This is a genomic window from Aestuarium zhoushanense, from assembly GCF_056431045.1.
On sequence record NZ_JBWKMA010000023.1, the window covers coordinates 709,311 to 730,139 of the forward strand.

General features: G+C 54.4%; 24 protein-coding genes and 2 tRNA genes. 17 read left to right on the forward strand and 9 right to left on the reverse strand.

Translation table 11 applies throughout. The annotated features are described in order from the left end of the window. Complete coding sequence (gene lpxK / locus AC07ED_RS15205; protein ID WP_105236077.1) at positions 1 to 978, forward strand: tetraacyldisaccharide 4'-kinase; 978 nt, start codon at positions 1 to 3, stop codon at positions 976 to 978. 45 nt (positions 979 to 1,023) lie between these two features. On the opposite strand, the gene AC07ED_RS15210 is transcribed toward lpxK, so the two are convergent. Both AC07ED_RS15210 and AC07ED_RS15215 read right to left on the reverse strand, forming a co-directional pair. Next, a complete protein-coding gene (locus AC07ED_RS15210; RefSeq protein WP_105236076.1) occupies positions 1,024 to 1,656 on the reverse strand; it encodes a DsbA family protein in 633 nt (210 codons plus the stop codon). 11 nt (positions 1,657 to 1,667) lie between these two features. Next, entirely contained in the window at positions 1,668 to 2,180 is a 513-nt protein-coding gene (locus AC07ED_RS15215; protein ID WP_105236075.1) for a DUF721 domain-containing protein, read from the reverse strand. Between the two features lie 88 nt (positions 2,181 to 2,268). Between AC07ED_RS15215 and mutY the strand changes: the two genes are divergently transcribed. Next, on the forward strand, positions 2,269 to 3,294 hold the full coding sequence (gene mutY, locus AC07ED_RS15220) for an A/G-specific adenine glycosylase (protein ID WP_105236074.1): 1,026 nt from the start codon (positions 2,269 to 2,271) through the stop codon (positions 3,292 to 3,294). A 51-nt stretch (positions 3,295 to 3,345) separates the two neighbouring features. Continuing rightward, positions 3,346 to 4,479, forward strand: coding sequence for an alkane 1-monooxygenase (locus tag AC07ED_RS15225; protein ID WP_105236073.1), 1,134 nt, complete (start codon positions 3,346 to 3,348; stop codon positions 4,477 to 4,479). 89 nt (positions 4,480 to 4,568) lie between these two features. On the opposite strand, the gene AC07ED_RS15230 is transcribed toward AC07ED_RS15225, so the two are convergent. The 3 genes from AC07ED_RS15230 to AC07ED_RS15240 form a co-directional block, all read right to left on the reverse strand. Then, a complete protein-coding gene (locus tag AC07ED_RS15230) occupies positions 4,569 to 5,672 on the reverse strand; it encodes a site-specific DNA-methyltransferase (protein ID WP_067547477.1) in 1,104 nt (367 codons plus the stop codon). 106 nt (positions 5,673 to 5,778) lie between these two features. Then, positions 5,779 to 6,402 carry a ribonuclease HII gene (locus AC07ED_RS15235; protein WP_105236423.1) on the reverse strand — a complete coding sequence of 208 codons (624 nt, stop codon included), beginning with the start codon at positions 6,400 to 6,402 and terminating at the stop codon, positions 5,779 to 5,781. A gap of 82 nt (positions 6,403 to 6,484) precedes the next feature. Then, the gene (locus AC07ED_RS15240) at positions 6,485 to 6,958 is read right to left on the reverse strand and encodes a hypothetical protein (RefSeq protein ID WP_105236072.1); all 474 of its coding nucleotides are present in this window, start codon (positions 6,956 to 6,958) and stop codon (positions 6,485 to 6,487) included. 371 nt (positions 6,959 to 7,329) lie between these two features. Here AC07ED_RS15240 and AC07ED_RS15245 point away from each other — a divergent pair, with 371 nt between their 5' ends. Continuing rightward, the gene (locus tag AC07ED_RS15245; RefSeq protein WP_438986398.1) at positions 7,330 to 8,073 is read left to right on the forward strand and encodes a winged helix-turn-helix domain-containing protein; all 744 of its coding nucleotides are present in this window, start codon (positions 7,330 to 7,332) and stop codon (positions 8,071 to 8,073) included. Between the two features lie 3 nt (positions 8,074 to 8,076). On the opposite strand, the gene AC07ED_RS15250 is transcribed toward AC07ED_RS15245, so the two are convergent. The 3 genes from AC07ED_RS15250 to AC07ED_RS15260 all read right to left on the reverse strand — a co-directional run bounded on the left by AC07ED_RS15250 (position 8,077) and on the right by AC07ED_RS15260 (position 9,098). Further along, the gene (locus AC07ED_RS15250) at positions 8,077 to 8,388 is read right to left on the reverse strand and encodes a hypothetical protein (protein WP_158664564.1); all 312 of its coding nucleotides are present in this window, start codon (positions 8,386 to 8,388) and stop codon (positions 8,077 to 8,079) included. 97 nt (positions 8,389 to 8,485) lie between these two features. Next, positions 8,486 to 8,833: a hypothetical protein gene (locus AC07ED_RS15255; protein ID WP_105236068.1), complete on the reverse strand. Its 348-nt coding sequence runs from the start codon at positions 8,831 to 8,833 to the stop codon at positions 8,486 to 8,488. Positions 8,834 to 9,021: 188 nt separating this feature from the next. Beyond that, a tRNA-Arg gene (locus AC07ED_RS15260) sits at positions 9,022 to 9,098 on the reverse strand. A 111-nt stretch (positions 9,099 to 9,209) separates the two neighbouring features. Between AC07ED_RS15260 and AC07ED_RS15265 the strand changes: the two genes are divergently transcribed. From AC07ED_RS15265 to AC07ED_RS15295, 7 genes are all read left to right on the forward strand, one after another. Then, a complete protein-coding gene (locus AC07ED_RS15265) occupies positions 9,210 to 10,235 on the forward strand; it encodes a LacI family DNA-binding transcriptional regulator (protein WP_067552753.1) in 1,026 nt (341 codons plus the stop codon). 176 nt (positions 10,236 to 10,411) lie between these two features. Further along, positions 10,412 to 11,839: a circularly permuted type 2 ATP-grasp protein gene (locus tag AC07ED_RS15270; protein WP_105236067.1), complete on the forward strand. Its 1,428-nt coding sequence runs from the start codon at positions 10,412 to 10,414 to the stop codon at positions 11,837 to 11,839. A gap of 3 nt (positions 11,840 to 11,842) precedes the next feature. Continuing rightward, positions 11,843 to 12,787 (forward strand): alpha-E domain-containing protein, encoded by a 945-nt coding sequence (locus AC07ED_RS15275; protein ID WP_105236066.1) that lies wholly within the window; start codon positions 11,843 to 11,845, stop codon positions 12,785 to 12,787. Then, the gene (locus AC07ED_RS15280; RefSeq protein ID WP_105236065.1) at positions 12,784 to 13,587 is read left to right on the forward strand and encodes a transglutaminase family protein; all 804 of its coding nucleotides are present in this window, start codon (positions 12,784 to 12,786) and stop codon (positions 13,585 to 13,587) included. Before AC07ED_RS15275 ends, AC07ED_RS15280 begins: the two co-directional genes overlap by 4 nt. A gap of 12 nt (positions 13,588 to 13,599) precedes the next feature. Next, complete coding sequence (locus AC07ED_RS15285) at positions 13,600 to 14,331, forward strand: proteasome-type protease (RefSeq protein ID WP_105236064.1); 732 nt, start codon at positions 13,600 to 13,602, stop codon at positions 14,329 to 14,331. Positions 14,332 to 14,510: 179 nt separating this feature from the next. Next, positions 14,511 to 14,804: a hypothetical protein gene (locus tag AC07ED_RS15290; protein WP_105236063.1), complete on the forward strand. Its 294-nt coding sequence runs from the start codon at positions 14,511 to 14,513 to the stop codon at positions 14,802 to 14,804. Between the two features lie 160 nt (positions 14,805 to 14,964). Continuing rightward, the gene (locus tag AC07ED_RS15295; RefSeq protein WP_158664563.1) at positions 14,965 to 15,387 is read left to right on the forward strand and encodes a hypothetical protein; all 423 of its coding nucleotides are present in this window, start codon (positions 14,965 to 14,967) and stop codon (positions 15,385 to 15,387) included. A 93-nt stretch (positions 15,388 to 15,480) separates the two neighbouring features. Here AC07ED_RS15295 and AC07ED_RS15300 read toward each other — a convergent pair. Continuing rightward, positions 15,481 to 15,556, reverse strand: a tRNA-Lys gene (locus AC07ED_RS15300). 113 nt (positions 15,557 to 15,669) lie between these two features. Here AC07ED_RS15300 and AC07ED_RS15305 point away from each other — a divergent pair. From AC07ED_RS15305 to AC07ED_RS15330, 6 genes are all read left to right on the forward strand, one after another. Further along, positions 15,670 to 16,908: a tyrosine-type recombinase/integrase gene (locus AC07ED_RS15305; protein WP_105236061.1), complete on the forward strand. Its 1,239-nt coding sequence runs from the start codon at positions 15,670 to 15,672 to the stop codon at positions 16,906 to 16,908. Further along, positions 16,905 to 17,384 (forward strand): hypothetical protein, encoded by a 480-nt coding sequence (locus AC07ED_RS15310; protein ID WP_105236060.1) that lies wholly within the window; start codon positions 16,905 to 16,907, stop codon positions 17,382 to 17,384. Before AC07ED_RS15305 ends, AC07ED_RS15310 begins: the two co-directional genes overlap by 4 nt. Before the next feature lie 86 nt (positions 17,385 to 17,470). Beyond that, complete coding sequence (locus tag AC07ED_RS15315) at positions 17,471 to 17,704, forward strand: hypothetical protein (RefSeq protein ID WP_105236059.1); 234 nt, start codon at positions 17,471 to 17,473, stop codon at positions 17,702 to 17,704. Beyond that, entirely contained in the window at positions 17,704 to 18,063 is a 360-nt protein-coding gene (locus AC07ED_RS15320) for a hypothetical protein (RefSeq protein WP_105236058.1), read from the forward strand. Before AC07ED_RS15315 ends, AC07ED_RS15320 begins: the two co-directional genes overlap by 1 nt. A 119-nt stretch (positions 18,064 to 18,182) precedes the next feature. Beyond that, positions 18,183 to 19,229, forward strand: a complete 1,047-nt coding sequence (locus AC07ED_RS15325) for a hypothetical protein (protein ID WP_105236057.1) — start codon at positions 18,183 to 18,185, stop codon at positions 19,227 to 19,229. Next, positions 19,229 to 20,575 (forward strand): virulence-associated E family protein, encoded by a 1,347-nt coding sequence (locus AC07ED_RS15330; protein WP_105236056.1) that lies wholly within the window; start codon positions 19,229 to 19,231, stop codon positions 20,573 to 20,575. The genes AC07ED_RS15325 and AC07ED_RS15330 overlap by 1 nt, the downstream gene beginning before the upstream one ends. The last annotated feature ends 254 nt before the right edge of the window (positions 20,576 to 20,829 follow it).

Genomic DNA, 20,829 nt, shown 5'->3' on the forward strand with positions numbered 1-20,829 from the left:
ATGCGCGCGCCCAACTATTGGTTTACCCCCGCAGACAAACCTGCGCTCATGGCGCGGATACTGTGGCCTATTGGGGCGCTCTATGGGTTTGTGACTGCGCGCCGCGTGGCTAAGTCGGGGTATCGAGCTTCTGTCCCCGTGATTTGTGTCGGCAACATCAACGTTGGCGGGACTGGCAAAACACCAACGACAATCGCACTGGTCCAACGGCTTATTGCCCTCGGCTATACCCCTCATGTTGTGTCGCGTGGGTATGGCGGCAAAACCATTGGCCCGGCCCAAGTTCAGGAGCGGGACCACAACGCCGAAGATGTAGGCGACGAACCCCTTTTGCTCGCAGCCTTTACCCCCACATGGGTCGCACAGGATCGGGCGGCGGGCGTCAAGGCCGCAGAAGCTGCAGGTGCGGACGTTATTTTGCTCGACGATGGGTTTCAGAACCCGTCGGTCACTAAAGACCTCAGTATCGTCGTCGTCGATGCGGCGCGTGGCTTTGGCAATCGGCGCGTCATGCCCGCTGGTCCCTTACGTGAAACGGTTGATGCAGGTCTAAAGCGCGCACAAATCGTCCTGTCGATTGGAACAAACGGTGTGCCATTGGGCGAAATTCCCGTGCCGCTTGTTCATGGTCGATTGGCACCCTTACAGACGGGAATGCCATGGGCAGGAATGCCAGTTCTCGCCTTCGCGGGGATCGGTAACCCAGACAAGTTCTTTGCCACCCTTCGCGAACTAGGTGCGAATGTCATTCACGGTGAACCGCTGCAAGACCACCAACCACTGACACCTGCCCTCATGCTCCGCCTAGAGGCAGAGGCGCAGTTGCGTGGAGCACAGTTGGTTACGACCGAAAAAGACGCGGTTCGTCTGCCAGACTCGTTCCGCTCAAAAGTGCTGACAGTTCCCGTGAGACTAGAGCTAGAGGATTGGGGACCAATCGACAGCGCCCTATCCGCGATCGGCATCACCAAAAAATAAAGGGCAGCCACCGGCCGCCCTTTGGACTGAAACCATGTTCCAGATTTATTCTGTATAGCCAGCCTCGGTCAGCTTTTCGTCGAGGATTGCTGCAAACTCTTCATAGCTCATGTTCGAATACTTCTGACCTTGGATCAGGAACGACGGCGTTCCTTCGATGTTGTCACGAACGCGGTTCTCTTCGTACCAAGCGACCAAAGCCTGCGCGGTATCGGCATCCTGCATACAAGCGTCCAGCGTCGTATCATCAAGGCCTGCGACCTTACCAATATTGCGTAGGTTTGCAGCGATCTGCGCTGGTTCGCCCTGTGCCCAATCACGTTGGCGTTCGAACATCATCGACACAATCCCGTGGAAGCGCATTTCGCCACCACAGCGCGCAATCATCGAACCCCATAGGCCGTAGCGGTCGAAAAAGACCTCACGGAAGACAAAGCGCACTTTGCCAGTATCGATGTAGTTCGCTTTGATCTGCTGGAACTGGTTGGCGTGGAAGTTCGCACAATGCGGGCAGGTGAAGGACGCATATTCTACGATCTCTACTGGCGCATCAGGATTGCCCAGCACCATATCAGGAATACCAGCGGCGGCCTCTGCCTCTTGGGCAAATGCAGGGAGGGTCATACCGCCAGCCATCATGGCTGCACCGGCGGTGGTGAGGAAAAGTCGTCGTTTCATTACTGCCTCTGTCAGGTTTTCCGTTTGCTTAACACATTGGTTGCCAAAAGCTCTAACGCTTGGCGCAATCCATCGTCACCGACACCCTGCCCGATATCGCGGGCCAGTTCGACCAGTTCAGGGGCGGGTGCGGGTTTCTCGGCTTTGGGTGCATGGCTAAATGCCACCTGCCCATCGCTAAATCCTGTTGGTGCGGTCTGCGTGACCTTCACTCGCGCAATGGCACGGTAGCCATAGCATCCGTTCACTTTTTGCAGGATTTGTTCTTTCTGCATCTCAAGGATCGGCGCCATCGATCCCGTGGTCAAAAGCGTGAGCGTCGCGCCCATTCCGTTCCGCCCGTAAGACACATTCACAGGTCGCGCCATTGAGGCCGTCTGCTGCCCCACGATTTCTTCCCAATGGGTCAAAAGACGCGACACGGCAAAGCCACGCGATTCGCTCGCCTCGCGGATGCGGGTCTGCATCAGGCTTACGGCGCGGGAAAAACCGCGAGTGGTTCCATTGGAGCGTGGCTGTTTCATCTTAGTGACCTATGTTACCGACCGAGGCGGCAGTTGCCAGCGAAACCACTGTTACAGGAGCTAAAGATTGCGTGACGGCCTAAGTGATATGCTTTTGGATTGGTATGACCACCATGCCCGCGTCATGCCATGGCGCACATCGCCCGCAGATCGCAAGGCGGGCGTTATGCCTGATCCCTATCGGGTGTGGCTGTCAGAGGTGATGCTGCAACAAACAACAGTCGCCGCCGTCAAAGACTACTTTCGCCGCTTCACAGAACGCTGGCCCACGGTTGTTGATTTGGCCAATGCCGCCGACGCCGATGTAATGGCTGAATGGGCAGGTCTCGGCTACTACGCCCGCGCACGGAATTTGCTAAAATGCGCCCGCGCGGTGGTGACGGATCATGGGGGAACATTCCCTGACACGCGCGAGGGTCTGCTGACCCTCCCTGGCATTGGCCCATACACCGCAGGTGCAATTTCTTCGATTGCGTTCAACAAGTCTGAGGTCGTCGTGGATGGCAACGTCGAACGTGTGATGTCTCGGCTCTACAACGTCCACACACCGCTACCTTCTGCTAAACCTGAACTTACGGAGCTCGCACGTGACCTGACTCCAAAGGATCGCGCTGGAGACTATGCTCAGGCCGTCATGGACCTCGGCGCAACCATTTGCACACCAAAAAGCCCAGCTTGCGGGATCTGTCCGTGGCGCGATCCGTGTCAGGCTCGCGTCGAAGGGACTGCAGCAGAACTGCCGAAAAAGACTCGAAAACAGCCAAAACCGGTCCGATTTGGCATTGCCTACGTCGCCCGCAAGCCCGACGGCACTTTCCTTTTGGAGACACGACCAGACAAAGGGCTTTTGGGCGGGATGCTCGGCTGGCCCGGATCAGACTGGAACGATGCGCCAAAAGCGGCGCCTCCCATGGAAGCCGATTGGCAAACGCTCAATGTCGAAGCACTGCATACGTTCACCCATTTCCATCTGCGCCTCAGAATCGAAATCGCGCGTGTTCCTACCAAGGCCGAGGCAAAGAATGGGGTGTTCATGACATTGGACCCAAGTGCGCTGCCAACTGTCATGCGCAAGGTCTATGACCTCGCTTGGGGTGCTTTCGGCACTGATTGAAACCCTAAACCGATAGGCGTAACATTCAGCCAACGGTAGAGGATCGATCATATGACGCCCGCACAATCGGTTGGATCATTCACAAAAGCCCTGCCGTTTTGGCTCTCATTAGCTCTCGTCCCGCTGCCTGTTCTTGGCGCAATTTATGGCGGTTGGACCTTGGCACTGACGCCACTACTCGCGTGGCATATCTTTACCGTCGTCGATGCCGTCGCTGGTCTAAACGAAGAAAACCCTGACACCGAAACCCCAACGAAAGACCTGTTTTGGTATCGCTTGATCACTATGATATGGCCGCCCGTGCAGTTCGTGATGATTTTCGGCCTTCTGGCTTACGTCACCTCGACAACCCATCTGCGCGTCGGCGAAAAAATCGCAGTGATGATCGATGTTGGTATTCTGTCGGGCACGATTGGGATCGTGTACTCGCATGAGTTACTGCACCAGAAAAATACGTTCGAACGGTGGCTCGGGGATATTCTTCTGTCCATGGTTCTCTATTCGCATTTCCGAACCGAACACCTGCTGGTTCACCATATCTACGTCGGCACGCCGAAGGATGCGGTGACGGCTCGTTACAACGAAGGGTTCCACCGTTATTTCGCCCGAGTGCTCGTGACATGTCCGCCCTCAGCGTTTGACGCGGAACGCAAGATGCTCGCCCGTCGGAACCTGGCGTGGTGGCATCGGAGCAATCCGTTTTGGCGCTATGCCGTCCTGCAGTTGATCATGCTTTCGATTGCGTTTGCGATTGGCGGGATTGCTGGCCTTGGCCTCTTTGTTGTTCAAGCCTTCATGGCCATCCTCGCCCTCGAACTAACCAACTATGTTGAACATTACGGACTAACGCGTAGGCATTTGGGTGATGGGAAATACGAACATGTCAAACCACATCATTCGTGGAACGCGTCTCATACCGGCACAAACTGGTTGCTGATCAACCTTCAGCGCCATTCGGATCACCACTATAAACCCGACCGACGGTTCCCACTCTTGCAAACCTATGATGAGAACGAAGCGCCACAGTTGCCGTTCGGGTATCCGCTCATGGCAATGGCTGCCCTAGTGCCCCCAGTTTGGCGGCGCTGGATGAACCCCAAGGTTCGCGCTTGGCGTCGGCAGTACTACCCCGACATAACCGATTGGTCGGCTTATAAAACTGCCAGCAATCCAATGCCTCGATAGCAAAAAGCCCCGCCGAACAAACGGCGGGGAGGTATGAGCCTACAACAGCCGAGCAGGGCTGGTGGCTCTGGCGGTAACTCTTGATCAGCTTAGGCTGACATTTCCGAGCGGATCTGCTGGCGCAGGAGATCAATCGGAACAGTCTGCCCGTCCCGTTTAAAGTGCCAGTAGGTCCAGCCATTGCACGACGGCGCGCCTTCGAGATGGGCACCGACCTGATGGATCGACCCCTTCATGTCCCGACCGACAATTGACCCGTCCGCACGCACTTTGGCCGTGTGACGACCGTTGATGCTGAACAGCTCTTCGCCTGGACGCAGCAAACCACGTTCAACCAGAACGCCGAAGGCAACGCGCGGCTCGGCCCGTTTGGACTGCGAAACCTCAAGCGCTTCTTTGTCGAATTTGCGCACGGCTTCGATGCGTTTCTTCGCAACCAAACGGTACGCTTCTTCGCGCTCAATGCCGATAAACTCGCGACCCAGCATCTTGGCGACTGCACCCGTAGTGCCCGTGCCAAAGAAGGGGTCCAGAATCACATCCCCTGGATTTGTCGTGCCGAGCAGAACACGATGGAGGAGCGATTCCGGTTTCTGTGTCGGATGCGCCTTATCGCCTGCATCATCTTTGAGACGCTCATGACCCGTGCAGATCGGAAGCACCCAGTCAGAGCGCATCTGCACACCTTCGTTCAAGGCCTTTAGGGCCTCGTAGTTGAAGGTATATTTGCTGGCCTCTTCTTTAGACGCCCAAATCAGGGTCTCATGTGCGTTGGTCAGACGTTTGCCGCGGAAGTTGGGCATTGGGTTCGACTTGCGCCACACCACGTCATTCAAAATCCAGAACCCTTGGTTCTGAAGTTCGGCACCCATCCGGAACACGTTATGGTAACTGCCGATCACCCAGATCGCACCGTTCGGTTTCAGCAAACGGCGCGCCGCTGCCAACCAATCACGTGTGAACTGGTCATAGGCCGCGAAGGACGAAAACTGGTCCCAGTGATCATCAACGGCATCGACTTTGGAGTTATCGGGGCGATGAAGATCGCCACGAAGTTGGAGATTGTAGGGCGGGTCCGCAAAAATGAGGTCCACGCTATTTGCGGGAAGCGAGTTCATTATCTCAATGCAATCGCCCGCAAGAATACTATTAAGAGGGAGCGCTGCCGCGCCCTTCTCTTCTGCTCTGATCATTTTACTGCCTCGTATAACCGGCGGATTTTTCCGCTCTATGGTTGGCCTTAAGATGAGTCAGAGGGGGGGCGGTGTCAAAAAGTTTTTTGAATCAAGCCTTTAAGTTTTATTCTTGATACAAGATGTTGTGCACGGGTTTAAACGATCGCCTATGATGTGGTGTAACCCCTTTTTTTACGAGTGCTTCGAGGTGTTCTTTCGTCCCGTAGCCCGCATTTCGCTCCCATCCATAGCCCGGAAACTGTTGCGCTAAGTCCACCATAATTTGGTCTCGACACATTTTTGCCGCAATTGAGGCGGCCGCGATCGAGACGGAACGGGCATCCCCCTTCACGATAGCTTCGGCTGGAATCTGGATTTCTTTGGGAATCTTATTGCCGTCGATCAACGCGTAGTCAGCAGGAACAGACAGTCCATCGAGAGCACGACACATCGCCAAATGCGTGGCGTGATAGATGTTGAGGCTATCCACCTCTTCTACAGATGCATGGGCGATGGATACGTCCGCCACGCCCAAAAGCGCTTCCAGCAGCACCGCCCGCTTTTTCGGGGTTAGTTGCTTAGAATCATTCAGGCCGTCGGGCACCTGCGCGGGATCCAGCACGACAGCACAGGCTGTCACAGGACCACACAAAGGTCCGCGACCCACCTCGTCCACACCAGCAATACGAAGATAACCACGATCCATCGCGGCGCGTTCAAATGAAAAATCAGGAGCAATCTTTGTCATGGCTCCAACTAAAACGGGGCGAGGGTAATTGTCCAACCCTCGCCCCATCCACGGCACCTTTGGTGCCTACTGCTCGACCCTATTATCGGCGCTCTGCTCGGAACCCGTATTGGCGGAGGCACGACGCATCCAAGCCATTTCGCGTGTGTCCATTATGACGATAGGTCGTCTGGCAATCGCTGGGGAGTGCGTCGAAGTTCGCGTAGGTCCGACGCAGACAACGGCTGTTATACAACTCTCGTGTTTCGCCATGGCGGTTCAGTTCGATGCTGCATGCTTCGGGCAAAGGCGCGACACGACGGGCGTTATGGCCCCAATTGTCACGGCGATGATCATCATGACCGCGAACACCTTCCCTGCGATTTGTGTAGGTTTGGGGCGGTGTGACCTGAACTTGCGCTCGTCCGTTGTTGTCAGAAAGAGCCGCACCGACGATTGCGATCAAGGCCAATCCTGCGAGTGCCTTTGCGACATCATCATTGCCAGCTTGGGCTGTGGTGGGCACCGAAAGCGCCAGAGAAAGTGCGGTCAGTCCCGCGGTTACTGTCTTGAACATAGTGTGTCCTTTCTTCGTCTGACGCGATGGTGCGCCGTGATGAAAGGACGATGGGATCGTCGCGGTGTGTTGCTCAATATCAGTGCTGAGCCATTGGATAACACACCCTCACACTCATTCGGTTATTGAATAGCGCCGCACCTTCTGGTGTTCTGATCTCATCATGAAACACGCTATATCCTTCATTCTTTTCCTGATGGCGTCGGTTGCGCAGGCGGATTGCTACGCAGACTATAAAGCCAAACAGGATTCCCCATTGCGTCTGCAATACGGGGTCGCTCGCATCGACGGGCCATGCACTGCCACGCAAGCCGAGGCAGAACTCTCACCCCGTCTTGAAACTGCGGGCTGGGTATTATTGAACGTCATGGATGTATTTGACGAAACCGGGCTCGAACAACGACGGGACAGTGCAGGTGAATTCTATCTCCGCTTCTGAGACACGCGCGACAGGCAACAAATTCGTTCTCGGCGGGATCGCCGCTGTGGTGCTGATCCTACTGATCACCGCAGTGGTGATGTTCGCGAACCTGCCCGACGCAAATGCGTTCAACGCACGGGTCGAACAGATCTTTGTTGAGAATGACAGTTTCACTTCACAGGCCGAATTGAAACTTCTTGAAATCCTCGCCCAGTCGGGCACAGCATTTTCCGATACAATCGCATCCTATCAGGTGCTGATTTACGTTCTGCTGGTTTTTGCGACCGCCCTTCTGATCGCAGCGATCACTTTCCTGGTCATGCTTGTTCAGTTCAATCGACGCATGGGACAGATTGAACGCAAAGGGATCGAGGTGAATTCGTTGCTGATCAGCCGCGACCAAAACACCGTCTATCTGAATAACTTTGAATTCAAACTCACCGAAGCTGCGATCGAAACGCTCTCTGTGCTTGCCGAAGCACGCATGGACGACGATGTGCTTTCGGGCGCAGAGATTGAGGCCGTAATTTCAGGCCGAAACGCATCTGACTGTGACGAGGCAGCAGGCGCGACCCGCATCAAACGCCTCCGCGACACCTTGGGCAACCAGATGGTCAGTGAACTACTGGTCAAAAACATCGCGCGGCGCGGCTATATGCTCGCCATCGATAAAGACGTCATACGGATGGTGTGATCGTCAGCTCAAGAAGTAGGGATCGGCACGGCGCCAGTAATGCATCAGGTCACGCCCTTTGACGGGCGATATGCCCATGGCCTCTGCTGCCAGAACGTCACCCGCGACCAAGGCCGCCATTTTGTAGGCAATCTGAGGGCCGCGTGCTGCGCGACCATCCTTAAACACGTCTTCGATTTGTGCAGCGGCCGAGGTGAGGGCAAAACATAACATCAGCGCTTTTTGCTCGGGCCACCGTTGCGCAATGTGCCGCACGACGCCTCTGATCCGCTCTGGATCACCAGCCGCCAATTCGCCGATGGCGAACTCAATCATATGATCTAACTCTGAACCGTTCATACCCACCTAGCCCCCAAGGCTTTACCATTTCTTAACGATTCTCAGCTCAATCAACTAGTTACAATTCAGAAACTTACTGTATCCGCAGGAAATTCGGATCAACCCGACGCCAGAAATGCAGAAGGTCCTCGGCAACAGAAGGGATCTGCCCCATCGACTGGACGGCATGTACATCCGCCGAAATCAAAGCGGATAGACGATAGCCCAATGGGATCACAGGATCAGAGGCAGCCGCCTCGCCAAAACTGTCTTCAATCGCTTCAGTTGCAGAGGTGACCGCATATACAAGCGCCAAAGCGGGTTGATCTGGCCAACGTTCGGCCATTTTGCGCACCATGGCACGTTTGCGATCCTCGTTCCCCGACAGGAGTTCCTCCATCGCAAATTCAATCATTTCATCTAGTGGCGCCGCTCTCGTCATTGCCCCGTGTCCTCGTCAAAATTTGCCCCACGCGACGACTCTATTCAATCTTTCCGCGAATGTCCTGCATTTGTTAATATTTTGATTAATTCCTAAAATACAGAGACTTTGCTGCTTCATAGTGGAGCAAAATCACCAAAGCACCCGTACACATTTGTATCGTTTAGGTTGTGTAAAAAATGGGAATTTGGTGACCCCGACAGGACTTGAACCTGTAACCTGCCCCTTAGGAGGGGGCTGCTCTATCCAGTTGAGCCACGGGGCCATCGCTACCTTGAATGCCTCCCTTTGTTTCGGGCGTCAATCGTTCGGGCTTGGACTGGCGATGAATGTGTGGATAAATGCAGACTAATAATACTGTTACAGGACGAATGCCGTGAAAGCTCCTAGCAAACGCCCCCTTACACTTCGCGACGTGTCCGAGGCATCTGGCGTCAGCGAAATGACCGTCAGTCGCGTTTTACGCAATAAGGGGGACGTGAGCGATGCGACCCGCAAACGGGTACAGGATGCTGCAAAGTCTCTCGGATACGTTCCGAACAAAATCGCAGGCGCACTGGCGTCACAACGTGTGAACCTAGTGGCGGTAATCATCCCCAGCCTTGGGAACATGGTTTTCCCCGAAGTGCTGTCTGGCGTTTCAGAGATTTTGGCCGACACCGACCTGCAACCTGTTGTGGGCGTGACGGACTACCTTCCCGAAAAAGAAGAGAAGGTCCTGTTTGAGATGCTGTCGTGGCGTCCATCGGGCGTGATCATCGCAGGCCTTGAGCATTCTGATGCGTCGCGCGCAATGCTTCGTCAGGCTGGCTGCCCAGTGGTAGAGATCATGGATGTCGACGGCCACCCTGTTGATGCCTGCGTCGGTATTTCCCATCGCCGCGCCGGTCGGAAAATGGCGGAATCGATCCTCCAGAACGGCTATCGCAAGATCGGCTTTATCGGGACGAAGATGCCGCTCGACCACCGCGCCCGTAAGCGGTTCGAAGGCTTTACCCAGACGCTCGCCAAGGCTGGGATCGAAATCTCGGATCAGGAATTTTATTCGGGCGGATCAGCGCTGGCTAAAGGGCGCGAACTGACTGAAAAGATGCTCAAGCGCAGCCCCGACCTCGACTTCATGTATTTTTCCAACGACATGATCGGTGCTGGTGGTCTGCTCTACCTCATCGAGCAAGGCTATGACATTCCGGGTCGCATCGGCATTGCGGGCTTTAACGGCGTTGAATTGCTGGATGGTCTGCCGCGGAAATTGGCATCCATGGACGCCTGCCGCCGCGAGATTGGCCGCCGTGCGGCGCAAATCCTCGCCGACCGCGTGACCAACCCAGACGCCGACGAAGGGCTCGTCGTTGAGCTAACGCCAAAGCTGCAGCCTGGCGACACGCTCAACCGCTCGTAATTTGATCGATTGCAAAGAGAATCAGCGCAAAAATTTTGCGCTGATTTCTTTTTCAGCCCCAGACAGTGCATTCACAGGGTTGGGGCTGCCTATTTTTTAAACAAAAGTCCATTTCGCATGCGCAACCAATCATGGTTCCAATTGTGCGCCCCATGCTCGCTTCTAAGATCGAGCCTATGGAAAAGCCCAATATTTTTGACGAAATGACAGGTGTAAACGGGGACGATATTCGCGCCCCATACACGGATTTCAACGCATGGTTCGATGGCGAAGATCCAGCCCGACTGCGTAAAAAACAGAGGGAGGCGGAAGACCTCTTTCGCCTCACCGGCATCACCTTCAACGTCTATGGGCGCGCTGCCGCATCAGAACGACTGATCCCTTTTGACATCGTACCGCGCGTTATTTCAGGACGCGAGTGGGCCCGACTATCGCGCGGGATCGAACAACGCGTTCGTGCAATAAACGCCTTTCTTTACGACATCTACCATCGCCAAGAAATCGTGCGTGCTGGACGTCTTCCTGCCGAAATGATCGCGAAGAACGCGGCCTTCTTGCCGCAAATGATGGGCGTCAGTCCCGCGGGTGGTGTATACACGCATATTGTCGGCATCGACCTCGTCCGCACGGGACCTGACGAATTCTACGTCCTCGAAGACAACGCACGTACACCGTCTGGCGTGAGCTACATGCTCGAAAATCGCGAAACGATGTTGCAAATGTTTCCAGAGCTGTTTGCACGCAATCGGGTTTTGCCTGTCTCGAATTACCCAAAGATGTTGCGCCGCTCCCTAGCCGCTTGCGCACCAGCCGCGACCTCCGACAAACCGACGGTCGCTGTTCTGACACCGGGCATCTACAATTCGGCCTACTACGAACACAGCTTCCTCGCCGACAAAATGGGCGTTGAGTTGGTTGAAGGCCACGACCTGCGAGTCGTCGATGGTCGCGTGGCGATGCGAACGACCGAAGGGTACAAAGCGATCGATGTTCTGTATAGACGCGTCGATGATGACTACCTCGATCCACTAAATTTCAACCCTGACAGCCAGCTCGGCGTTCCAGGTATCATGGATGTCTACAAGGCAGGCGGCATAACAATCGCCAACGCACCTGGAACAGGGATCGCCGACGATAAGGCAATTTATAGCTACATGCCTGACATCGTCGAATTCTACACTGGCGAAAAGGCAATCCTTCAGAACGTCCCGACATGGCGCTGCAGCGAGCCTGATAGCCTCGCCTATGTCCTCGACAACTTGTCAGAATTGGTCGTCAAAGAAGTTCACGGCTCTGGCGGCTACGGGATGCTCATTGGACCGACCGCGACGAAGAAGGACATTGAGGCGTTCCGCCGTAAGCTCAAGGCGCGGCCATCGAACTATATCGCTCAGCCGACTCTATCGCTCTCAACCGTGCCTATTTTTACGCGCTCTGGCCTAGCACCACGTCACGTCGATCTTCGGCCGTTTGTTTTGGTCAGCCCTGACAGGATCGACATCACACCGGGGGGACTGACACGCGTCGCCCTCAAGAAAGGAAGCCTCGTCGTGAACTCTTCGCAAGGTGGCGGCACCAAAGATACTTGGGTTCTGGAGGAGTAAAAAATGCTGGGAAAAACTGCCGGCGGCCTCTTCTGGATGTTCCGCTATCTCGAACGATCTGAAAACACGGCACGCCTGATCGAAGCGGGACTACGCATCGCCCTGACCCGCAGCGGATCGACGGACGAAGAATGGATCAGCGTCATGCAGACCGCTGCCGTTCTTGATGGATACAATGCGGCTTACGACGGTGTCGTCACCCGTGATCAGGTTATCGACTGGATGCTTCGCGACCGCGACAACCCGTCGAGTGTCCTGAATGCCGTCGAATACGCTCGCAACAACGCGAAAACCGTTCGCACAGCCCTGACCCGTGAAGTTTGGGAGGCCGTGAATGAATGCTGGATGTCGCTCAAATCCGCACTCGCCCGCAAAGTCGCGGAACGTGACCTGCCGCATGTCCTTCAGTTGATCCGACAACGCAGCGCTTATGTGCGCGGTGCGCTTCACGGGACGATGCTGCGGAACGACATATACAACTTCGCCCGCATCGGCACGTTTTCAGAGCGGGCAGACAACACGGCGCGCATCCTCGATGTGAAGTACTACGTTCTGTTGCCATCCGCGATGGCAGTTGGGTCGTCGCTCGATAACGTCCAATGGCAAACGATCCTGCGGTCCGTTTCTGCCGAAGGCGGTTTTCAGATGGCCTATGGCCAAGACCCACGTCCTCGCGAAATCGCGCAATTCCTCATCCTAGATCGTCGGATGCCCCGAAGCCTCGCGTTTTGCATAGAGAAAATACGGGCGAACCTTGGCTACCTGATGTCGGACTATCAGACGCGATTGCCCTGTCACGATCTGGCCGAAAAGCTCGCACTCCAAACCATGCAGTCCAGCATTGACGAGATTTTCGACACTGGCCTGCACGAATACATCCAACTTTTCCTCAAGGACAACGCACTACTCGGCCAGCAAATCGAAGTTGATTATCGTTTCACACAATGACCCAGACGCTCTCAATTCAGCACACAACGACCTATCACTACGACGAGCCAGTGCCCTACGCGCTACTCCAGCTTCGGTTGCGGCCAAAAGATCACCACGGGCAGACCGTGCGCAAATGGGTTGTCGATGTCCAAGGAGGAAAGATCGAGGTCGAATACGATGATCAGAATTGCAACCACGTGACCTTGATCAGCTTTGACGCGGATGTGACTGAGGTCAAAGTTACCAGCAGCGGTCAGGTCGATATCAAAGAGACGAATGGTATTACGGGTCAGCATCAGGGCTTCGCGCCTCTGTGGCTCTTTGAACAGCAAACACCCCTCACCAAAGCAGGATCAGCCTGTCGGAAAATACTCGGGCAAGTTTCCGGCGAAGTGGGCACGTTGGCGTGGCTACACGACTTATCAAACGTGATCCGCGCCAAGGTTGCCTACGAAATCGGTGCATCCAACGTTGGTTATTCCGCCGAGGACGCAGCCCAAGCAGGGCACGGCGTGTGCCAAGACCACTCGCATATCTTTATTGCCTGTTGCCGCGCTATGAACCTGCCGAGCCGCTACATCTCGGGCTATCTGATGATGGACGATCGCACGCATCAGGACGCGACACATGCTTGGGCCGAGGCCTATGTCAAAGGCCTCGGATGGGTTGGCTTCGACATCTCGAATGGTATTTCGCCTGATCGTCGGTATGTTCGTGTCGCGTCAGGGCTGGACTATGCGGACGCTGCCCCTGTATCGGGAACGCGATTTGGCACCGCTTCCGAAAGCATGGCGGTCCAGTTGCAAGTGCAGCAGTAACGGACGAGTAAGATGACCTATTGTGTCGGGATGCAGTTGAACAACGGTCTGATTTTCATGTCGGACACGCGGACCAATGCGGGTGTCGACAACATTTCGACCTTCCGCAAAATGTTCACCTTCGAAGTTCCTGGGGAACGTTGCATCACCTTGATGACGGCCGGAAACCTCGCCACCACTCAAGCCGTGATCTCAATGCTCGAAGAGCGAACGAAGGCACCGGACAATCGGTCGCCCTCCATCCTCGAAGCGCCTTCGATGTTTCAAGTCGCCCGTTTGATCGGGGACACATTGCGCGAAGTGATCGCGCGCAATGCCGACGCGGGGCAACGCGCAGACTCGACCTTCAATGCCACGGTATTGGTCGGCGGACAGATCAAAGGCAGCCCTCCGAGGATGTTTTTGATCTACCCCGAAGGCAACTTTATCGAAGCGAGCGATGACACACCGTTTTTCCAGATTGGCGAGACGAAATATGGCCGACCGATCCTTGTTCGGGCTTACGATCCCGACATGAGCTGGGAACGGGCGGTTAAGCTGCTGCTTGTCAGTTTTGACTCGACCATCAAGGCAAACCTTTCAGTGGGTCTCCCGCTCGATCTCCAGATCTATACAACCGATAGCTATCAGCGGGGCCTTTCGAAGCGGATCACGGCAGAAGATCCGTCTTTTAGATCAATCACAGACGGCTGGGGCGATGCCCTAAAAGCCGCATTCGACAGCCTTCCTGAAATCTCACTTTGATATTTTTTATCGTTTGATGGAGCGAAATGCTCAGATGTGTGTTACAATTCCAAAAACGCGTCCAGAAATTTACGGTGATTACCCATATTAACCACCATCTACGTCTTCTGAGCACGCGTAAAACACTGCGCGTTTGCGGTATCAGCACCAGACGCAATATCGAAGGTACGTAATCGGCCATGTCTAGTCTCAAAGCAATCTCGCAACTGCGCGTTCTTCTTCGGGATATGGAACGCTCACTCGGGCTAAGCGAACTCACTGACGTTGAGCGTGACTTGCTCTCTGCAGCGGCCGAAGTTTCGATGTCCACAGGGACCCTAAAAACCGCAGACCTTATGGCTCACAAGCTGACGTCGTCAGTCCCCCGCGCGTCTTTTTTCCGTGCGCTCCGCGTGTTGGACATGAAGGGCTATTTGGTGTCCGATGCTGACCTCGGAAAAGGCTGGTATCGTTTGAACCCAGAACTCAAATAGTGACTCTCCGAGTCGGATTATATCGGAAGCGGTAAGACGTATGAGAAATGAGGTCCTGAGAACGGTCGTCGTTTCCGCCTGCTTCCTGGTTGCCTTTTGGATTTCGATTTTTGTTCTGGGCCCGATCCAGACCTATTTTCTGGGTAATCTTCCCAACTACTTGAGCCTCTTATTTCTACCGCACGGCGTCCGCCTACTGACGGCATGGCTCTATCGCGAAAAGTCGATCCTCTACATTTTTCCAGGCGCTTTGCTGTCGCACATGTCGTCCCAAGGAATCGGGTCGATCACAGAATCCTCTGTTTTGACAACGCTCGTCGGATCAGTCGTCGGAATCGGAGGGATACTCGCCGTCGAGGCCGTAAGCGGCACGAAAATCACCTCCCTCAAGTCAATGTCCCAGTGGAAATTGCTCCTCGTCGCAGGAGGAATCGCATCATTGGCCAATTCGATTCTCAATTGTTTGGTCTATGGGACCGACGTGATTCAGGGGATTGGTTATTTGATCGGCGATATTTCCGGTCAATTCTTCCTGATGGTGATTTTGGTATTCGTGTTTCGAATCGAACGCCGAATGGCGTGAAAAGCTCGGAAACCCAGAAAAACCTGTAAAATTAGGTTAAAGAAACAAAAAAGGCGCCCGGAAGGCGCCTTTTTTCGTTCTCTTTAGAGAAAGTGGTGAGCCGTGCAGGATTCGAACCTGCGACCCACTGATTAAAAGTCAGTTGCTCTACCAACTGAGCTAACGGCCCACTGTGGGTTTATACCAATAAAATAAAGCCATATTGCACTTTACTTACATCGCTATGCCCCGCTAACTTGCGGTAACTTCCACCGTTTTGTCTCGCTGGGTGTCTCGCTGAAAATGGCTTCTCATACTTTCGAATGCAAGATTGATCGCACTCAAATCGAGCGGTTTACCAAGGAGCAGAAGCTCTCTGGCGATCGGATTACACTCGCAGACACGATATGCAGTGGCTTGAAGCTTGTGATTAACAAAGAAAGTGCCAGCTGGACCTATGCTTACCGCAAGCGCGGTTACATTGATGGTGGCAAGAGACACCCCCAGCGCACCATGAAACTCGGTGACCCTGTGACCATGACGCCGTCTGAGGCGCGCTTGGCGGCTGAGCAAATCAAAGCGCAAGTTCGGAATGGCGAAGACCCAGCGTTAGTTGTTCGGAAAGAAAAGGCTGCAAAGCGAGCTGAGGAGGCGCGGCTCAAGTCCTGTATCGAGTGGCTGGACCGTTATAATGAGACGCAGATGGCCAACGGTCGAACGAAGCACCAGCGCGACGAAGTTCGTCACGTGAGGTTTGCCCTCGACGAAATGGGAATGGCGGATGCCTTTCCTGCTGAACTTACGTCACGACATATTCGTGGTTTGGGAGAGATGCGACCGGAACAACCTGCGACGGCTCGTCATCGCTTTGGGGCTTTATCTCGGTTTCTGGATTACTTGCTAGACGAGGAGGTCATTCCTCTCAATCCAGCGAATTCGGTGTCGAGGAAGCGTCGGCCGAAGCCAGCTGCACCTAGATCTAGGTTCTTCACGCCCGACGAACTGAAGCAATTATGGCATGCTAATGGCTTGAAGCCAGAGTATCTTCGATATCTCCGCTTCATGATATCTACGCCGCTACGAGCGAATGAAGGGGCGGCATTACGACACGACCAACTGATCCTCGATCGAGACGAAATTCGCTTCTCCAATGAGGAGACGAAGAACGATGAGTATTTTGTGATGCCCCTCTCGGGCATGTCTAAAGACCTACTCTTGGCAGGACCAACTGGCGGTCATTCCAAAGTGTTTCAGCTTTCATCCGTGCCAGACGGTGACATGACTGCGTGGAGTTTCTTTAACAAGAAAGTCCGGGCCGCATCAGGAGTTCAGGACTTTTGTATGCACCACCTTCGTCGAACCTTCGCGACCTTGATGGCGGAACATTCTGATGTCTCCGAAGGCCTGATTGATAGTTTGCTGAACCATAAACAAAGTGCGACCCGAACCGGTGTTATGAAGCACTATCAACACTCCAAGCAGCTTGAGCAGCGTCGGGAGGTTATGGCGAAGTGGCACGGGCTATTAGCGGGTTGGGTATGACGGAGGATAGCGAGAGGCCCAATCGGCAACATGGGGGTCGACGAGCGGGCGCAGGACGTCCCAAGATCTTAAATGACGATATGATATTGGCTGTAGGATGGGCTTGCGAAACACTTCAGCGCAAGGCCTATGACCGTCAACTTGCAGCAGCCAAACAGTCGATATTTTCAGATGCGACTAACCTTTCCGAGTTCTTTGGTGAGATTGCTTCAATTCCGATACAAGAACGATCCGATTATCTTCTAAGCCAAGAATTTGAGGAGCATAGATCTTCTATTGATGAAGAGCTTCGAGTGATTGGGCAGCCAGCAGGCGTAGATGGAAAGCCGTCGAGAATTATAACCTTTAAGCTGAAGCGCATATACGGCGTGAATGAGGGTATCTACGTCGTCGTAGGGGAACTCTTTGGTCTGACTCGTAACCAAGTGAAAAAGTGTTGGAGAGAATACAGAAAGCTAAACTTCTGGAATATATAGGAAACTTGATTTTTATCCAATCAAGTCTGGAGGGGGATATGGCTAGGTTATTTTGATTCGCAGATCTCGCAATAAGGAGCGAAACGATGCGAAGACCAACTTGGCTACCTGACCAACCCCTGCCGCAATATGCTGACAAGCAGACGGCAGCAGCGATCATCACTCACTTCTACTTCCCGATCAGCCCGCGCACGCTTGAGCGTTGGCCGCTGATTGTGCGCCGCCCGAACAAGGCTGCGATCTATGCGGTTGACGAGCTTTTGGCCGTAGCAAAGCAAAAGTTTGATGATGCTAGCGTGTATAAACAGGAGGTCTGCTAATGTTAGACCTTCATACAAATGCTGCCCCATCAGATAACTGTAATGGGGATACTTCCGAACTGACCACATCATGCCATGAACGTGATGCCGCCTACGTGGACGTCATTGTCCATGTATCGCCTCGCATTCGGATCATCCTCGACCGTAAGGGCATCCAATATGTCGTTCAGCGCATGTTTGCTGAGACGGCACATGGAGAGGTGTGGCGTGGCTTTAGCTATCACGTGACCCAGCAGAGCCTCTTCAAGCTCTGTGTGAAGCGCCAGTGGCTCTGTGACGCTGATGTGCGTGGGGTAATCACCGGACTGCCGGACACGGCCGCCCAATTCGCCACTCAGCGTCCTTTCGGAACTGAGTAATGCAAAACCGCGCGCCCGAAAGCACGCGGTTAGGGGTTACTGCTTATCTATTTGCGATGGATCCACAGTGGCAACTCCATAGCACGTGTAAGGGCGCGCTCCAATAGTGGAGCATAAACATGCATCCGACACTAAACTTTGTCCTCATCGAGGGCCAGAAAGACACGCGCCGTGATAGCGGCCGTGATTACGGCACGATCAGCTATGCTGAGATAGTGCAAATGGCCAAAGCCCCACTGGCTTTGGAGAAGAGTAAGGCACATGCCTTTATTCCCTCGGCTTATAGCGGACCAGATGCACGCTCACATGCCGTGCAGCGCGAAGTTGGGCAATTCCACGCCCTCGTTCTGGATGTCGATGACGGAATAGTCACGCTTGATGAGCTGGATCAGGCCATCGTGAGTGTTCTTGGTGAGTGCCGGCGCATCATCTATTCGACCAGCAGCGCAACGGCAGAGGCGCCTAAGTGGCGCGCTGTAGCGCCAGTCCGGAAGCCCATGTCCGGTTCAGACTATGGCTGGCTGCAGCAGGCTCTTTTCGAGGGCTTGGATGCGCATGGCATCTGCTGCGACTATGCCTTGGCACGTGCAGGACAGCTCTCGAACCTGCCCAATGTGCCGCCAGAGCGTCGAGACGCGAATGGAACGCCATTTTTCTATGACTTCCGCGTGTCTCAAGCCGATGTCTTGGAGGTGCCGCCATCTGGCCTTACGACGCGTGCCTCCCAGCTCGCTCAGCAAGCAAAAGCCGCTGAGGAGCTGGCGCGTAACGTATCCGCTGAGAAAGCTGCGGAAAGGCTGCGCAAGCGCGAGTTTGATGGCCTGTTGACGCCGATCGAGCAGTTCAAGCAGGACCATGACCTCGTGGGGTTGATGCTTGAATGTGGTTGGCTGCACCGTGGTGGCAACTCTTACGCCTCGCCATTCTCGCAGAGCAAAGGCCCTTCAGTTCAGGTCTTCGGTGATCGTGCTGTGAGCTACACCAGTAGCGACATAGGGCAGCTTGGGAAGACGACGGCGAATGGATGGACCACCTATGATGCATGGGACGTCTATGTGCGCTGCATCCACGGCGGTAATGAACGTGCCGCACTGGAGGACTACTGTGAGGCGTCGGGCTATAACCAAGTGCGCCTTCACTCAATCATCAAAAAGTGGGGGCTGTGATGACTGAGATTAAACGGATCCAACATCCGGATGTTGATACGTCACAGCCACTTGTGGAGTTAGGGAGTGGCACCTTCGCGTCCTCTCTCGACGGCCTGAAGCTCATCGTCGTCAACGATCGCATCTCTGATGCTTTCATGAATGTGGTGACAGTCCTAGCCTGTTTGGAGGACTGGTATGGCGTCTTCGCCTATGATGAGCTGTCCGAGCAGATCATGATTCTACGCCCCTTTCCAAAGAGCCGAGGGAACCCAAACCAGTTCAAGCCAAGGCAGTTGCGCGATGATGACGTCAACCGAGTGCGTGGATGGTTCAATGCCCATTTAAAGTGGTTGAAGGTCACAAAGGGCGATGTGCAAGATGCCATCCAGCTTGCGGCGCGCGAAAACATCATCTCACCCGTGCGCCACTACCTCGAAGGTCTGCCTCCTATGTCAGCTGAAGAGGCGCGAGCGTTACTGAAAGAGGTGCTGAACGATCACTTCGGTCTGCGTCGGTTTGGTGAACATCCGGAAACGCTGATCTATGCGGAACTGGTCTTTCGTAAGTTCCTGATATCGGCCGTTGCTCGTATGATGGAGCCAGGGTGTAAAGCTGACCACGTCTTGATACTCGAAGGTCCTCAGGGGGCAGGGAAGTCGACTGCCGTGCGAGTTCTGTTTGGAGAAGCTTACTTCGCTGATAGCTTGCCTCGTTTGGACTCAAAGGACTCTGCGGACTTTGTGCGTGGTAAGTGGGGTATCGAGCTTTCGGAGTTGGCTTCAGTTTCAAAAGTGGAGATTGAACACGTCAAAGCCTTCATCACGCGTCCCGAAGACAAGTTCCGTCCACCCTATGGGCGATGTGAGATAACCTACCAGCGTCGCTGTGTGTTTATCGGCACGACCAATCGCACGGACTATCTGCGTGATGAGACAGGCAATCGTCGCTTCTGGCCGATCAAGATCGAGAAGGCTGACATTCTGGCCATCGACCGTGATCGTGACAGGATATGGGCGGCGGCGATGACGCTTTATCTCGCTGGTGAGCAGTGGTGGCTGACCGAAGAGGAAGCTCAACTTGCGAAACAACAGCAGATGCAGCGCACGGTCGTTGACCCGTTGTTCGAAGAGGTTGCAACATGGCTCACCAATACGGGTAAGACCGAGACTTGCATGCGTGAGGTCATGGAGAAGGTGTTAGGTGCAACTGAAACGTATCAGCAGAGTACCCTGCCGCGCCAATTGCAGCATTCCATCCGTGGGGCGCTAAACGCAGCTGGTTTTGAAAGCACGGGCAAGCAGTTTACGTCTGGTGACTACAAGGGCCACACGATCTTCGCGCGTGTGCAGGAGCCACCCTTCTAACCCCCCCAACGTCAAGCAAAAGAGGGGAGCCGCCGTGGTAGAGTGAAAGGCCTACTGTGGCGGCTTTTTTCCAATTCAGGTCGAGTAGTAGAGTAAGTAGAGCTGATACATGGCAACATTCTGAAGATATCTAAGTCACTGTATTTGTTTACATATTCAGGGTTAATTGGAGTGGGATGTTATCCGTATTGCCGGCGGCTACAAAGTTATGTGAGATTTGCTCTACTCACTCGACTACTCGACAGAGGTCCGCG

Coding starts and splice junctions, on each gene's coding strand:
- AC07ED_RS15325 (WP_105236057.1), top strand. CDS start 18,183: ATGCATCCGACACTAAACTTTGTCCTCATCGAGGGCCAGAAAGACACG.
- lpxK (WP_105236077.1), top strand. CDS start 1: ATGCGCGCGCCCAACTATTGGTTTACCCCCGCAGACAAACCTGCGCTC.
- AC07ED_RS15285 (WP_105236064.1), top strand. CDS start 13,600: ATGACCTATTGTGTCGGGATGCAGTTGAACAACGGTCTGATTTTCATG.
- AC07ED_RS15315 (WP_105236059.1), top strand. CDS start 17,471: ATGCGAAGACCAACTTGGCTACCTGACCAACCCCTGCCGCAATATGCT.
- AC07ED_RS15310 (WP_105236060.1), top strand. CDS start 16,905: ATGACGGAGGATAGCGAGAGGCCCAATCGGCAACATGGGGGTCGACGA.
- AC07ED_RS15255 (WP_105236068.1), bottom strand. CDS start 8,833: ATGACGAGAGCGGCGCCACTAGATGAAATGATTGAATTTGCGATGGAG.
- AC07ED_RS15280 (WP_105236065.1), top strand. CDS start 12,784: ATGACCCAGACGCTCTCAATTCAGCACACAACGACCTATCACTACGAC.
- AC07ED_RS15320 (WP_105236058.1), top strand. CDS start 17,704: ATGTTAGACCTTCATACAAATGCTGCCCCATCAGATAACTGTAATGGG.
- AC07ED_RS15275 (WP_105236066.1), top strand. CDS start 11,843: ATGCTGGGAAAAACTGCCGGCGGCCTCTTCTGGATGTTCCGCTATCTC.
- AC07ED_RS15210 (WP_105236076.1), bottom strand. CDS start 1,656: ATGAAACGACGACTTTTCCTCACCACCGCCGGTGCAGCCATGATGGCT.
- AC07ED_RS15235 (WP_105236423.1), bottom strand. CDS start 6,402: ATGACAAAGATTGCTCCTGATTTTTCATTTGAACGCGCCGCGATGGAT.
- AC07ED_RS15305 (WP_105236061.1), top strand. CDS start 15,670: ATGGCTTCTCATACTTTCGAATGCAAGATTGATCGCACTCAAATCGAG.
- mutY (WP_105236074.1), top strand. CDS start 2,269: ATGCTTTTGGATTGGTATGACCACCATGCCCGCGTCATGCCATGGCGC.
- AC07ED_RS15245 (WP_438986398.1), top strand. CDS start 7,330: ATGTATTTGACGAAACCGGGCTCGAACAACGACGGGACAGTGCAGGTG.
- AC07ED_RS15230 (WP_067547477.1), bottom strand. CDS start 5,672: ATGATCAGAGCAGAAGAGAAGGGCGCGGCAGCGCTCCCTCTTAATAGT.
- AC07ED_RS15225 (WP_105236073.1), top strand. CDS start 3,346: ATGACGCCCGCACAATCGGTTGGATCATTCACAAAAGCCCTGCCGTTT.
- AC07ED_RS15270 (WP_105236067.1), top strand. CDS start 10,412: ATGGAAAAGCCCAATATTTTTGACGAAATGACAGGTGTAAACGGGGAC.
- AC07ED_RS15215 (WP_105236075.1), bottom strand. CDS start 2,180: ATGAAACAGCCACGCTCCAATGGAACCACTCGCGGTTTTTCCCGCGCC.
- AC07ED_RS15290 (WP_105236063.1), top strand. CDS start 14,511: ATGTCTAGTCTCAAAGCAATCTCGCAACTGCGCGTTCTTCTTCGGGAT.
- AC07ED_RS15240 (WP_105236072.1), bottom strand. CDS start 6,958: ATGTTCAAGACAGTAACCGCGGGACTGACCGCACTTTCTCTGGCGCTT.
- AC07ED_RS15330 (WP_105236056.1), top strand. CDS start 19,229: ATGACTGAGATTAAACGGATCCAACATCCGGATGTTGATACGTCACAG.
- AC07ED_RS15250 (WP_158664564.1), bottom strand. CDS start 8,388: ATGATTGAGTTCGCCATCGGCGAATTGGCGGCTGGTGATCCAGAGCGG.